This is a genomic window from Geomicrobium sp. JCM 19055 (genome assembly GCF_000698185.1).
Lineage (GTDB): Bacteria > Bacillota > Bacilli > Bacillales > Marinococcaceae > Geomicrobium_A > Geomicrobium_A sediminis.
The window spans coordinates 36232-50032 of the sequence record NZ_BAXL01000012.1 but is presented as its reverse complement, the minus strand read 5'-3'; the positions used below and the strand labels follow the sequence as shown (position 1 = coordinate 50032).

14 protein-coding genes and 2 pseudogenes are annotated in these 13801 nt (G+C 42.0%); 13 read left to right on the top strand and 3 right to left on the bottom strand.

All coding sequences use genetic code 11. From position 1 onward, the window contains the following. Positions 1–43 precede the first annotated feature (43 nt). From pyc to eis (JCM19055_RS11660), 3 genes and pseudogenes are all read left to right on the top strand, one after another. A pseudogene (gene pyc / locus JCM19055_RS11670) lies at positions 44–3494 on the top strand (pyruvate carboxylase). 14 nt (positions 3495–3508) lie between these two features. Further along, complete coding sequence (gene eis / locus JCM19055_RS11665; RefSeq protein ID WP_042359843.1) at positions 3509–4156, top strand: enhanced intracellular survival protein Eis; 648 nt, start codon at positions 3509–3511, stop codon at positions 4154–4156. 22 nt (positions 4157–4178) lie between these two features. Beyond that, positions 4179–4676, top strand: a complete 498-nt coding sequence (gene eis, locus JCM19055_RS11660) for an enhanced intracellular survival protein Eis (protein WP_265182055.1) — start codon at positions 4179–4181, stop codon at positions 4674–4676. Positions 4677–4708: 32 nt separating this feature from the next. On the opposite strand, the gene JCM19055_RS11655 is transcribed toward eis (JCM19055_RS11660), so the two are convergent. After that, positions 4709–5554 (bottom strand): heme A synthase, encoded by an 846-nt coding sequence (locus tag JCM19055_RS11655; RefSeq protein ID WP_042359841.1) that lies wholly within the window; start codon positions 5552–5554, stop codon positions 4709–4711. A gap of 877 nt (positions 5555–6431) precedes the next feature. Here JCM19055_RS11655 and coxB point away from each other — a divergent pair. The 6 genes and pseudogenes from coxB (at position 6432) to JCM19055_RS11630 (ending at position 11092) form a co-directional block, all read left to right on the top strand. Then, positions 6432–7355, top strand: coding sequence for a cytochrome c oxidase subunit II (coxB, locus tag JCM19055_RS11650; RefSeq protein ID WP_370543095.1), 924 nt, complete (start codon positions 6432–6434; stop codon positions 7353–7355). Continuing rightward, positions 7306–7551, top strand: coding sequence for a cytochrome c family protein (locus JCM19055_RS31690; protein ID WP_370543094.1), 246 nt, complete (start codon positions 7306–7308; stop codon positions 7549–7551). Before coxB ends, JCM19055_RS31690 begins: the two co-directional genes overlap by 50 nt. A gap of 35 nt (positions 7552–7586) precedes the next feature. Continuing rightward, a complete protein-coding gene (gene ctaD / locus JCM19055_RS11645; RefSeq protein WP_042359840.1) occupies positions 7587–9467 on the top strand; it encodes a cytochrome c oxidase subunit I in 1881 nt (626 codons plus the stop codon). Continuing rightward, positions 9460–10077 (top strand): cytochrome (ubi)quinol oxidase subunit III, encoded by a 618-nt coding sequence (locus JCM19055_RS11640; protein WP_042359839.1) that lies wholly within the window; start codon positions 9460–9462, stop codon positions 10075–10077. The genes ctaD and JCM19055_RS11640 overlap by 8 nt, the downstream gene beginning before the upstream one ends. 6 nt (positions 10078–10083) lie before the next feature. Then, entirely contained in the window at positions 10084–10428 is a 345-nt protein-coding gene (locus tag JCM19055_RS11635) for a cytochrome C oxidase subunit IV family protein (RefSeq protein WP_042359838.1), read from the top strand. 115 nt (positions 10429–10543) lie between these two features. Continuing rightward, a pseudogene (locus JCM19055_RS11630) lies at positions 10544–11092 on the top strand (DUF420 domain-containing protein). Between the two features lie 84 nt (positions 11093–11176). On the opposite strand, the gene JCM19055_RS11625 reads toward JCM19055_RS11630, so the two are convergent. Further along, positions 11177–11530: a YugN family protein gene (locus tag JCM19055_RS11625; RefSeq protein ID WP_042359837.1), complete on the bottom strand. Its 354-nt coding sequence runs from the start codon at positions 11528–11530 to the stop codon at positions 11177–11179. Between the two features lie 137 nt (positions 11531–11667). On the opposite strand from JCM19055_RS11625, the gene ylbD reads away from it, so the two are divergent. Genes ylbD through JCM19055_RS11605 form a run of 4 tightly spaced genes read left to right on the top strand, consistent with a single transcriptional unit; the run spans position 11668 to position 13264 of the window. Further along, positions 11668–12132, top strand: a complete 465-nt coding sequence (gene ylbD, locus JCM19055_RS11620; protein WP_042359836.1) for a spore coat protein YlbD — start codon at positions 11668–11670, stop codon at positions 12130–12132. Positions 12133–12147: 15 nt separating this feature from the next. Further along, on the top strand, positions 12148–12372 hold the full coding sequence (locus JCM19055_RS11615; RefSeq protein WP_042359835.1) for a YlbE-like family protein: 225 nt from the start codon (positions 12148–12150) through the stop codon (positions 12370–12372). Positions 12373–12421: 49 nt separating this feature from the next. After that, positions 12422–12781, top strand: coding sequence for a hypothetical protein (locus JCM19055_RS11610; protein WP_042359834.1), 360 nt, complete (start codon positions 12422–12424; stop codon positions 12779–12781). A 39-nt stretch (positions 12782–12820) separates the two neighbouring features. Continuing rightward, positions 12821–13264 carry a YlbF family regulator gene (locus JCM19055_RS11605; RefSeq protein ID WP_081831629.1) on the top strand — a complete coding sequence of 148 codons (444 nt, stop codon included), beginning with the start codon at positions 12821–12823 and terminating at the stop codon, positions 13262–13264. A 47-nt stretch (positions 13265–13311) separates the two neighbouring features. Here the strand turns inward: JCM19055_RS11605 and cbpB are convergent, their stop codons facing one another. Then, the gene (gene cbpB, locus JCM19055_RS11600) at positions 13312–13749 is read right to left on the bottom strand and encodes a cyclic-di-AMP-binding protein CbpB (RefSeq protein ID WP_042359833.1); all 438 of its coding nucleotides are present in this window, start codon (positions 13747–13749) and stop codon (positions 13312–13314) included. Positions 13750–13801: the final 52 nt, after the last annotated feature.

Sequence of the window (13801 nt, the reverse complement as noted above, 5' to 3'; positions counted from 1 at the left end):
TACATCTAGAACGAGAAATACATATTTGGTGGGAGGAACTTCGATGAGTAAATTAAAAACGATTTCTAAAGTACTCGTTGCAAACCGTGGAGAAATAGCGATTCGTATTTTTAGAGCTTGTACGGAGCTTGACATACGTACTGTTGCGGTGTACTCGAAAGAAGATTCAGGAGCGTTTCACCGTTATAAAGCAGATGAGCCTATTTAATAGGCGAAGATAAAAAGCCGATTGAGGCTTATTTAGATATTGAAGCGATGATAAAACTCGCGAAGCGAATCGGTGTGGATGCGATTCATCCAGGATATGGATTTCTAGCAGAGAATACAGAATTTGCGAAGCGATGTGAACAAGAAGGGATTGTATTCATAGGTCCAAAGTCAGAACACTTAGAAATGTTCGGTGACAAAATACGGGCACGTACAGCTGCAATTAACGCAAACATTCCAGTAATTCCAGGGAGTGACGGTGCGGTATTAAGTTTAGACGAAGTGGAAGCGTTTGCGAGCGAACACGGCTATCCGCTTATTATTAAAGCGAGTTTAGGCGGCGGAGGTCGCGGTATGCGGATTGTAAGGGAAGCGAAAGAGTTAAAAGAGTCGTATGATCGTGCCAAATCAGAGGCGCTAAGTGCATTTGGCAACGATGAAGTTTACGTTGAGAAATTAATTGAAAACCCTAAGCATATTGAAGTTCAAATTCTCGGTGATCATAGTGACAATATCTTGCATTTGTATGAGCGTGATTGTTCAGTCCAACGACGCCATCAGAAAGTCGTAGAAATTGCGCCGAGCATTAACTTAGAAGATGAGTTACGTGAACGAATTTGTGAATCAGCGGTGCAACTTGCGAAAAGTGTTAATTATTATAACGCAGGTACGGTCGAGTTTTTAGTAGGCGCTGATGGGGAATTTTATTTTATTGAAGTCAACCCGAGGATTCAAGTGGAACATACGATTACTGAAATGGTTACAGGCGTAGACATCGTTCATGCACAATTGTACATTGCAGACGGTGCAACGCTTTTCGGCAAAGAACTCGCGTTACCTAAACAAGATCAAGTTACGTTGCACGGTTTTGCGATTCAGTCGCGTGTGACGACAGAAGACCCTGAGAACGGCTTTATGCCAGATACGGGTAGAATTAATGCGTACCGTTCAAGTGGTGGATTTGGTGTGCGACTTGACGCTGGTAACGGTTTTCAAGGAGCGGTCATTAGTGCCCATTATGATTCGTTACTCGTAAAAGTTTCTACGTGGGCAACAACGTTTGAAGTTGCTGCACAGAAAATGCTCCGAAATTTACGAGAGTTTCGAATTAGAGGGATTAAAACGAATATTTCATTTTTAGAAAATGTCGTTACACACCCTTCATTTTTAAATGGGGAGTACAATACGTCATTTATTGATCAGACACCAGAATTGTTCGTATTTCCTAGAAAGAAAGACCGGGGAACGAAGATGTTGACGTTTATTGGTGAAACGATTGTGAATGGCTACCCAGATTTAGAAAAGCAGAAGAAGCCAATTTATTTGGCCCCTCGAATTCCAGAAGTTGATTTAACAAAGACTCCTAAAGCGGGAACGAAACAACGTCTTGATGAACTAGGAGCTGACGGATTTGTTGAGTGGCTTAAAAAAAAGAAGAGCGGACGCTAATTACAGATACGACGTATAGAGACGCGCACCAGTCACTTTTAGCTACACGTGTACGAACACACGACCTAAAAGCGATTGCTGATCAAACGGCGAGGCTCATGCCTGACTTATTCTCGCTAGAGTTGTGGGGAGGAGCAACGTACGATGTGTCGATGCGCTTCTTGCATGAAGACCCGTGGGAACGACTCGTCACGTTACGTGAAAAAATTCCAAACGTGATGTTCCAAATGTTGTTGCGTGGGGCTAATGCGGTCGGTTACAAAAACTACCCTGACAATGTTATCGAAGAGTTTGTGAAGAAATCAGCAGAAGCGGGCATTGATGTGTTCCGTGTGTTTGATTCATTAAACTGGCTAGAAGGAATGAAACCTGCAATTAAAGCCGTTCGAGAGAGTGGTAAACTCGCCGAAGCTGCGATTTGTTATTCAGGAGATTTACTCGAAGGGAAACAAACGAAATACAACTTGAATTATTATTTAAACCTTGCCAAAGAACTGGAGCGTGAAGGCGCACATATTTTGGCGATTAAAGATATGGCAGGTCTTTTGAAACCAGAAGCTGCGTTTCAATTGATCGGAGAACTAAAATCAGCAACTTCGCTGCCAATTCATTTGCATATGCATGATACGAGCGGAAATGGGGTATTTACGTATAGCCGGGCAATCGATGCAGGTGTCGACGTTGTTGATACGGCCATTAGTTCGATGGCAGGCTCAACATCACAACCGAGTATGGAAAGTCTCTATTATGCCTTGAAGGGTACGAACAAAGAACCTCAAATGAATGTGACAGATGTGAAAAAACTCACGGGATACTGGGAAGACGTCCGTCATTATTACAAAGGCTTTGAGAATGGTTTGCTCGCGCCTCATCCTGAGATTTATGAACATGAAATGCCAGGCGGACAGTATAGCAATTTGCAACAGCAAGCAAAAGCAGTCGGTTTGAAAAATCAATGGGATCACGTGAAAGACATGTATAAGCGAGTCAATGAAATGTTTGGCGATATTGTAAAAGTGACGCCTTCTTCGAAAGTTGTTGGAGACATGGCACTTTACATGGTCAAAAACGAGCTAACAGAAAAAGACATTTTTGAAAAAGGAGAGTCGCTTGATTTTCCGGAATCAGTGATTGAACTTTTCAGAGGTGAAATCGGACAACCTCACGGTGGATTTCCAGAAGAGCTTCAGAAGATCATCTTAAAAAACCGTGAACCACTAAAAGATCGTCCAGGAAAACATATGGACCCGGTTGATTTTGAACAAGTAGAAAAAGAACTGTTCGAGTCACTGGAACGAGAAGTAACGGCGCATGACGTATTAAATCATACGATGTATCCGAAAGTATTTGAGGAATTTGAGCAGTTTAGAAGTCGATTTGGGGATGTATCGGTTCTTGATACTGGCACGTTCTTTTACGGGCTTCGTTTAGGTGAAGAGATTGAAGTCGTCATTGAAGAAGGAAAGACGTTAATCGTTAAATTGATTTCAGTATCAGAGCCAAACGAAAAAGCAGACCGAATTGTTTATTACGAATTAAATGGCCAACCACGTGAAGTCGTGATTAAAGATCGTAGTATTAAAACGAACGTCAGAGAAAAAGCTAAGGCTGACAAGAAAAACCCTGCACATATCGCAGCAACGATGCCAGGGACCATTTTAAACGTGATCGTAAAAGAAGGTGAAGATGTGAAAAAAGGTGATCACCTGATTATTACTGAGGCGATGAAGATGGAGACAACAGTACAAGCTCCAAAGGACGGCAGAATTAAATCGGTTCATATAAGCAACAATGAAGCGATTGAAGCAGGTGATTTACTGCTAGAGTTCGAGAGCTAACAAAGGAGTAGTTAATGGAGATCCGTAGGTTAAATGACAATGAAATAGACCAAGTCATTGAACTTGGTGAATTTGCTTTCCAAGGTAACTTTTCAAAGGAAGATCGAGAAGATATACGCTCTCGTATTGAACCTTCAAACATTTGGGGCGCTTTTGAAGGTGAGCGACTCGCATCAAAAGTGTCAATGTTACCGATGAACGTATACGTTCAAGGCGTAGCGATGAAAGCTTGCGGGGTTACAGGCGTATCGACGTGGCCAGAGCATCGTCGAGGAGGACTCGTTCGTACATTAATAAAACATGCGCTGACGGATATGGTAGAGAAAGGACAAACGCTTTCTCTACTTGATCCCTTTTCTGTCGGCTATTACAGAAAATTCGGTTGGGAACTGTATTGTGATCACTCGACCGCTGTGTTTACGAGTAAAGAACAATTTCCAAAACCATCAAAAGACGGTACTGGAAGTTTTGATCACGTTACAAAAGAAAATTGGCAAAGGCTGCAAGATGTCTATCAGCAATTAGCGACACGTTACACCGGGATGATTAATCGGGATGAATGGTGGTGGTTAAACCGTAAGTTTAATCATTTCACTAAAACATATCGTGCGATCATTTACGTAGACCAGCATGGTGAAGACCGAGGCTATCTTTTTTTATAAGATAAAAGAAAATGAACTTGTCGTGCCAGAGTTTGTTGCGTTGAACGAAGAAGCCTATGAACAGCTATGGCGATTTATTGCAGACCATGATTCGATGGCAAAGACGATAAAAGTGCGACAATTATCGCAAACACCGTGGCAATTTTATTTGGATAACCCTCAAGTGAAAGAAGAGCGTAAGCCATTTTTCATGGCACGTATTGTGGATGCGCAGCGGTTTTTAGAGCAGTACCCATTTCAGTTAGAAGATGGTGAAAGTGTGACGTTTGCGATTACGGATGAGTTTGCTGAGTGGAACAATGGCAATTATCATGTAGAACGCACACATGTTGAAACATTAGCTGATGCGCGAAGTGATGCAATCACTGTAGATATTCGTACACTCGTGCCATTGTTATTTCGATATATCGACCTTTCAATTCTTAGAGAACGTGGGCAACTATCAATCAGTGATGATACTGCACAGTTGTTAGAGCGGGCAATACCGAAGTATAAGCCGAACTTGTTGGATGCATTCTAAAAAACAAAAAGCCCTCGATCGAGGGCTTTTTGTTAATAAGCAGGTCGTCTTACAATAATTGTAGCGATGTAGCAAATCATCGTAAACATAATCGAAACGACGAGTGAATGAATGAGTGCAAACGTCATGTATTGATCTGGGAAGTAAACAATTAAAATCCCAGCAGTAGCTTGAATGAGGACGAGAGCAACGACTGTCCACGCACTAATGGATAATGTTTTACTTTCACTCTTAAACTTCATCGCTTTGATCGCTAAAATTACGAGTAGAACGACAAGTAAGATTGCCGCAGAGCGGTGAATGATTTGGACGAGTGCCTGAAAATTAATCGACGATGAAAGTGGATCGCAATTAGGGAAGCTCGTACAACCGTAAGTTGAGCCGGTATGCTTTACGTAAGCACCAGTGTAAATGACCGCATAGGCGTAAACGAGTACACCAAATACGTAATTTCTAAAGCCTTTCGTGACTCGAGGCTGTGGTCGGTTGTCGTTCTCAAATGATAGAATCGTTAAGATGACAACAGTTGCTAGAGAAATGGCTGAAATACCAAAGTGCAATGCAAGGACGATATTCGAATGACCAAACACAACAGCAGCTGCACCCATCATCCCTTGGAAAACAATGAATAAGACGGCCATTAGCGCCCAGAACTTCGTTTCCTGAGTGTGACGTAACTTTCGCCACGACCAAATTGCCAAGATAATAACGAGCAACCCGACAATTCCTGAAACGAGACGGTGGCTATATTCGACAATTGTTGCAAATACCATGTTGCTTGGGAGAACTTCTCCAAAACATAATGGCCACGTTTCTCCGCAGCCGTCACCAGAATCGGTTTTCGTGACAATTGCACCTTGTAAAAGTACAATAATCATACCGATTGAAGTTAGAATCCCAAAAAAACTTCAAACCTCTGTTCAAGATGATCACCTTTTCATAAGTAGGGTAAAACCTGTTGACAAAACAATTAGAGTATGATTACGTAAAATAGGCTATTACGAGCGACATGTTTCGACACGTAAAGAACCACTCATGTAAATAGTAAAGAACTTTATCATCAGAAGTCAATTTACGTTCAGTGAACATTTAGTGGCAATTCATGTGAAATATTCATCAGATTGGTCATACTTGATGAAACCATTTTAATTTTAGGCTATAATAGCATTAAAATGATAACCTCTACGCTCTATATGACTTTTGTAGTAGACTGTAGTAGGTTTGATTGGTCCAAGTGAATTTACTTGATTGCCATTCTTACGATTTAAAGGGGGTGACACGGTTAGCGATAAACGGGGCTTTGCCGCTCTTGGTTGAGGAGTACTCGCTATGACGCTTCGCGTTCACAGATGGTGTGATCAAGTAGTTACATAATAATGATTGTACCGTTTTTGTCCGACAGAGAATGAATACGACTACTACCGTTTGTCAGTAACATCAACTTGTTTACAGTTGGTGTGACCGTATAGCGCTCACTTTAGATGTGTAAGTTGTACGTTTCCTCAGTAGATTTAACCGGCAATTGTAATTCGTTTTTGGACCACGCTCGTCACTGTAAGACGGGCTAAAACATGCTGTATGTACTTGGATGCCCCTTCGGATGACTTCGTATAACAATAAGCGTTCCTAGTGTTCGTTTTATTTATACGGAGGATTAAGTCTGATGTGAATTCGATCATGTTTTTACATGAATTTACGAGTCAACGGTTACACTTGTATTATCAGCAACAGAAAGAAAGTGGGGTTTAATCACTCATGAATGGTTTGAGAAGACTTTTCAAGTTTGCGCCGTTTATGGCAGTCTTCCTTTTCTTGGCAGGCTGTGGTGAGCGAAGATTGACGGCTTTAGACCCAATGGGTCCTCAGTCGCAATGGATTTATGACAACATGATTTTAAGTCTTTACGTCATGGCGATCGTTATTATTGTCGTCTTCGTACTGTTCTTTATCGTAGTTGTTCGTTTCCGTCATAAAGAAGGAGACAATGAATACCCTGAACAAGTTCACGGAAGTACAAAGCTAGAAGTGGCTTGGACAGTTATTCCGCTATTTTTATTAGCTATTTTAGCTGTACCTACAGTAACTGGACAATTTTACTTATCAAACACTGGTCTTGAAGCTCAAGAAGCTGAAAACGAAGAAGAGGTTGATGAAGAAGAATTGGACGCTGAAAGTGCTGAAGAGCTCGGCGACGATGTCATGAAGATTACAGCGACTGGACATCAATTCTGGTGGCAGTTTGATTATGACTTTGGCGATGACTCATTTACAGCAGGTAACGAAGTATACGTACCTGTTGACACGAAAGTTGCATTCGTTCTAGAAGCAGAAGACGTAATGCACTCATTCTGGGTACCTGCACTTGCGGGTAAAGTCGATAACATTCCTGGAATTGAGAACTACATGTGGCTTGAAGCGAGTGAGCCAGGTGTATACAAAGGAAAATGTGCAGAGCTTTGTGGTCCGTCACACGCGCTAATGGACTTCAGACTGATCGCTCTTGAGCAAGATGAGTTCGACGAGTGGGCAACTGCAATGCAAGAAGAAGAAGAAGCTCCAACTGAATCACTTGCAAACGAAGGTCGTGAAATCTTTGAAGAGCAAAGCTGCTTGCAATGTCACGCAGTAGATGGAGATGGAGGCGCAATGTCCATCACTTGCGAACTTTGGAGATCGTGAGACAATCGCGAACTACCTTGACGTGACTGATGAGAACTTGAAAGCTTGGATTCAAGATCCTCAATCATTAAAGCAAGGGAACAACATGCCTGCTTATCCAGATTTAAGCGATGAAGAGCTTGACGCCCTTGTAGCTTATTTAAATCAGTTAGAGAAGTTAGACCCTGAAACGAAAGAAGGGCTTGAGCGAGACTAATCGCTTAAGGGTATGCATAAAGGAGGCTAATCCACGTGGTAAGAGAGGCTACAAACACGCTCCAAAAGAGTGTGCTTTGGGATTGGTTGACGACTGTCGACCATAAAAAGCTGGCCGTCTTATATCTCATCTCGGGTACGTTGTTCTTCTTAAAAGCCGGCCTAATGGCAGTCTTTATGAGAATTCAATTGATGTTCCCGATGAATGACTTTTTAAGTGGTCAGACATTTAATGAATTTATTACGATGCATGGTACGATCATGCTATTCTTAGCAGCAACACCATTATTATTTGCGTTTATGAACTACATCGTGCCACTGCAAATCGGTGCACGAGACGTAGCATTTCCGTTCGTGAACGCCCTCGGTTTCTGGTTGTTCTTCTTCGGGGGAATACTCGTAAGTTTGAGTTGGTTCTTCGGAGGAGCACCAGATGCAGGGTGGACGTCGTACGTTCCGCTCGCAAGCCGTGATTACGGTGGACTTGGAATTGACTTCTACGTACTCGGTTTACAAGTGTCCGGTATTGGTACACTCGTATCGGGGATTAACTTTATCGTAACGATCATCAACATGCGTGCACCTGGTATGACGATGATGCGTATGCCACTTTTCTGTTGGACGACGCTCGTTACATCAATCTTAATCGTATTTGCATTTACACCACTTGCAGCTGGTCTTGCACTTCTTATGTTAGACCGTATGTTTGATGGTATGTTCTTTATCCCTGGTGAGGGTGGTAATGTTGTCATTTGGCAACACATCTTCTGGATCTTCGGACACCCGGAAGTATACATTCTCGTATTACCAGCGTTCGGTATGATTTCTGAAATTATCCCGACATTCTCTAAGAAACGTCTTTTCGGTTATACAGCAATGGTCTTTGCAACACTAATCATCGGTTTCCTCGGTTTCATGGTATGGATGCACCACATGTTTACCGTCGGAATTGGTCCGATTGCAAACTCTGTGTTTGCGATTGCAACGATGATTATCGGTATACCTACCGGTATTAAGATCTTTAACTGGCTCTTTACGATGTGGGGCGGTAAGCTCACATTTAATACGGCAATGCTTTGTGCATCGTCATTCGTACCGACGTTCGTACTCGGTGGTGTAACAGGGGTTATGCTTGCAATGGCACCAGTTGACCACTTGTACCACGATACGTATTTCGTTGTTGCCCACTTCCACTACATCATATTAGGTGGTATCGTTCTTGGACTCATCGGTGCAACGTTCTACTGGTATCCGAAGATGTTCGGTCATAAGCTTAATGAAACATTAGGTAAAATTATGTTCTGGATGTTCTATGTTGGTTTCCATTTAACATTCTTCGTTCAACACATTCTTGGACTGATCGGTATGCCACGTCGTGTGTATACATACCTTGAAGGTCAAGGGATGGAATCGATGAACATGATCTCTACGATTGGTGCATTTGTCATGAGTGCGGCAATTATCTTGCTCGTGGTTAACGTTGTATATTCTGCAATGAAATCACCTCGCGAAGGTGGAGATCCTTGGGATGGTCGTACACTTGAGTGGGCGACACCAACACCAGTACCTGAATACAACTTTGCTCAAACACCACAAGTTCGTTCTCTTGATCCATTATTCTATGAAAAGATTCATGGTGATGGAACGATGAAGCCAGCAGAGCCAATTGGTGACATTCACATGCCAAACGGTTCAATCTATCCGTTTACGATTAGTCTTGGACTATTCTTCGCCGGATTTGGTTTTATTATGTTAAACATGGAAAATGCGATTATTAGTCCTTGGATTGTAATTGCTGTCGGTGGAATTATTACATTCGGCTCAATGGCCTTGCATTCTGTGAAAGAAGACCACGGTTATCATATTTCGAAAGAAACCGTTGAGCAGATGGAGAAAGAGGTGGGAACGAATGGCTGAAACAACTGATTTATCCAAAGGACTTCCTTCCCACCCGGAAAAGGCAACCTTAGAAGGCAAGAACAAGTTTCTTGGCTTCTGGGTCTTCCTTGCCGGTGAAACAACGATGTTTGCCACGTTCTTTGGAACGTACTTAGGTTTACGTAACGGAACAGGATCTGGTCCGGAAGCGGCGGATATATTCTCACTGCCACTCGTCTTTATTATGACGATGATTCTTCTTACAAGCTCGTTAACGAGTGTGTTCGCAATGTTTGCGATGAAGAAAAATCAATTTAAGAAGATGAAGATTTGGATGTGGGTGACAGTTGCTCTCGGTACTGCATTCTTAGGTTTTGAGATCTATGAGTTTGTGGAATATGTACATTATGGACTTGGTTTTACGACGAGTGCATTTGCATCATCTTTCTATGCGCTAGTAGGTTTGCACGGAGCCCACGTATTGTTCGGTTTATGTTGGATCAGTTTACTATTAATCCGTTACAACAAATCGGGAATTACGCTTACGAATGCTCCAAAGTTTTACGTAGCTAGTCTTTACTGGCACTTTATCGACGTCGTGTGGATTTTCATCTTCACGGTTGTCTACCTAATGGGAATCGGAGGTTGATCATAAATGGGTGAAAATTTATCTCAACCGTTTGAGAAAAGCTCAATGACTCCTGAAGAAATTAGAAAGATTAATCGGGAGCAACGAATTCAAACGATTGCATTTGGTTTTATGATCGCAATCACACTACTTGCATTTATTGCTGTTGGTGCTGATGTCGTTCCAGGATCATTTGCGATTCCGTTTATTCTAGGTTTAGCAGGGATCCAGTTGTTTTTACAACTGTACTATTTCATGCACTTAAAGGATAAAGACCACGGTTGGCCGAATACGTTTATTGTGTCCGGAATCGTACTCGTTATTCCTACGATTGTTGCGTTAATGCTTCTAATCGGTGTGACGAAATATTAAGTGACAAGAAAGAGCGGCCGAATTCGGTCGCTCTTTTGTCATATAATCGTCAAGGAGACGTTTTGAGTGTGAGTAGTCGTTGCAGTATAATGGAAACGACAGGAGGTTGTTTTCTTTGGGAAACGCAGATTATGTACCGAAAACAAACAAAAATTACACGTGGATTGTCGTCACGCTAACCATCGTTATTAATGGTTTAATCGCTCTATTGTTTTTTTATGGACGGGCTAGGCGCGGACGCGTCGTTTGATGTGACGATTTTACCGATGATGAATGCGATCTACAATAGCTTTACGACGGTGTTCTTACTTGCGGCACTCTTTGCAATCATAAAGCGCAACGTAAAAGTACATCGCCGGTTTATTTATGCAGCGTTAACAACAACAACGCTATTCCTCGTAACGTATGTGGCACACCATTTACTTGCAGACTCTACACTTACGGTGGAGAAGGAATTATGGCGGGGATTTATTACTTTATTCTACTTACACACATTCCACTTGCGGCTATTATCGTACCGCTCGTACTGTTTTCAGTCATCTGGGGAATGACAAATCAAGTAACAAAGCATAAGAAAATTGTTCGTTGGACGATGCCACTATGGCTTTATGTGAGTATTACAGGGGTACTAATCTACATTATGATCTCACCTTATTACGGGTAATGACAAAAAGCGGCTACGCAATTCATGCGTGGCCGCTTTTTTCGTAAAAAGAAAAACAGCTGAGTATACAGCTGTCTTAACGGTTTAGAAGTCTTTCAATCCTTCTTCAACGCCTTGAAGTTTAGACTTCACTTTTGATACGATTTTGTCTGGGAATTCTTCATCGTACTCGACACCGTGTGGGTAATAATGTCTACCGAGAATCGGTGTCATTAATTTCACGACAGTATCTTCCCCTGGAATATCTCCGTCGATTGCGTAGGCAGGTACTCGTAAGAAGTACGTTGCACCTTCGCGTTCGTCTTTCATTTCATAATCAAAGGTAACACGTTCGTAATCCCATTGTTCTGCGTGGATAAATCCGTGCTTGTCCATGACTGGAAGCAAGTTTCCAAATTTCAATTCTTTGTCTGGAAAGTTGAAGTCTGTTATTTTCATCCCGTTCCCTCCTAAAAGGCTCAATCCAATCTTTATTTTATAGAAAAACGCTTAAATATGCAATTGCTAGCATAAGGAATTTTGATGAACATAGACAAGAGTGGATGCGTAATGTAAAAGCAAAAGGAGGGGGTATCATGCCAGATGAGCACATGGACCCTTCGGTGATTGATTTTAAGGCATTTATCAAAAATCATCCAGGGTTAATTCAGGAAGTCCGTGAAGGACGCCGTTCATGGAATGGGTTATATCAAGATTGGAGTATCTTAGGATCAGACGATCAAAGCTGGCAAGGATTTGCGCGTACCGCAGCAGCTCCAACTGAACAAGTAGGAGTAGGCGCCAATCAAGAACAAGCAGCTGCCAGTGCAGATGGAAGAGGAGCTGCGAGCAATTTACAAGGCTTACTTGATAACAACCCAACCGTTGCCTCTGTCGTCTCAAAACTCGGTCAAATGAACGTAAACGAGCTTCAAGGTTATTTAGGTCAATTTAGTGGTGTGATGAACAACGTGCAACAACTGATGGGGCAGTTCCAAAATACAGGTGCTCCAGTTCGTAGTAGCACGAGGGATAATCCGTTTTCCTTTAGAGGGTTTTAAAAGGCGGTTGATACGATGAGAAGTGACGTAATGGAATACATTCGGAGTCGTCCAGATCTTAAGCGCTATTTACGTGCAGAACCGACATGGTACCGTAAGCTCGCACGGCATCCTGAACAGCTCGTTGACATGGAGAAAGAAGCGAAAGTATTCAACGGTCAAACGTGGCCCCAACGAGTAGCTAAAGTAAACCAAGGACTTGGGATGACGATGAGTTTGTTAAGCATGTTCCGTAGGTAGCATAGTTTTAGACCTTCTTTGGCATAATAAGACAAAGGAGGTCGTTTTTATGTCCGTATGGATGATTATGTTACTCATGTCACCTTTCGTGCAAAGCGATATAACGATTGAACCGTTGCCAGCCATTCAAGAAGTGTCTACTGAGAATACTGAAACAAAAATACAAACGCACCAAATTGGGAGTACGATTTACGTTGAAACGTACGTCCCTGAAGTGACGTTTAATCGTCATGATGAGGAACGTCCAAAAGGCTATTTCATCGTCACTCTTGATGGGGAAAAAGAAAAAGTCGAGCAAGCCGCGTTTATGCTTAAGGACGTTCCGAGTGGGAAGCACCAATTAGTCATCGAACTCTATGATGAAAAAGGTTCGTTACTACATGAATATGAGGAAACCATTCAATTGTAACTCTACGCATGTTATACTGGGGTTTGGAGGTGTTTTACAGTGCAAAGTGTCGTATCAACACCTGTTGACCTGTTGGATGTTTCCGAAGAACTTTCTTTTATGATCACTCGTAGTGATGTGTACACTACTTATCTCGATACAAAAAGAGAAATGAACGAAGATGCTTATGCAACGTCTTGTATCGTAGCCTTTAATGATGAAAAGGTGCGTTTTGAAGAAGTTCAACGGTTTGGTAAATACCATCCAGATTATCATACAGTAACGAAAGCTATGCGACTAGCAAAGCGCGAAATGGACATGTGTGAAACAGTCGCTGCATTTCGAAAAGCAGAACGGGACTTAGAGAAGTTGTTATCTTCGATTGGTGAGCTACTGGCAAGCTCAGTGTCGCCGTTTATTAAAGTTCCTTCTTCAAATCCTTACTTTGACTCTTCGTCTTGTAGTGGGGGATGTGGATCAGGTGGGAGCTGTAGCTGTAGTTGATTCCATAAAAAAGCTATTAAGAACAGTTGATTCTTAATAGCTTTTCTTTATTGCAAATATCTGTGAACCAAGGCGAGAATTGATCGTCTCGTTAAAATTCCGACGAAGGCATCGTCATCGTCAACAATACATATGAACGGATGATTAATTGACGTCGTTAATGCTTTTTGGAATGTAGCGTCCGTGCGTAATCGTGGGATGTTTTTGTTCATGGCCGTCTCCACAGTAATATCATGAAGACGCTCCATCTCCAATTGCTCTAAACCGAGAATAGAGTCTAAGATTTCTGTTTTACTAATCTGACCTTTTACTCGGTAGTCACGATCAAGTACAGGTACGGCTGTATATCCCGATTTAATAAGAACAAGTAATGCATGATCAAGTCGGTTCTCTAGTTGAACGTGTGCAACTTTTTCGTGAGAGACGATTAGATCATTAATTTCTTTCGTCATCAGTTGACGATTTTTCAAAACGTTGAGCGTCATAGCATCAGATCCCCTTACGAGTGAAGAAAAATTAACACATTACTTTTACAAT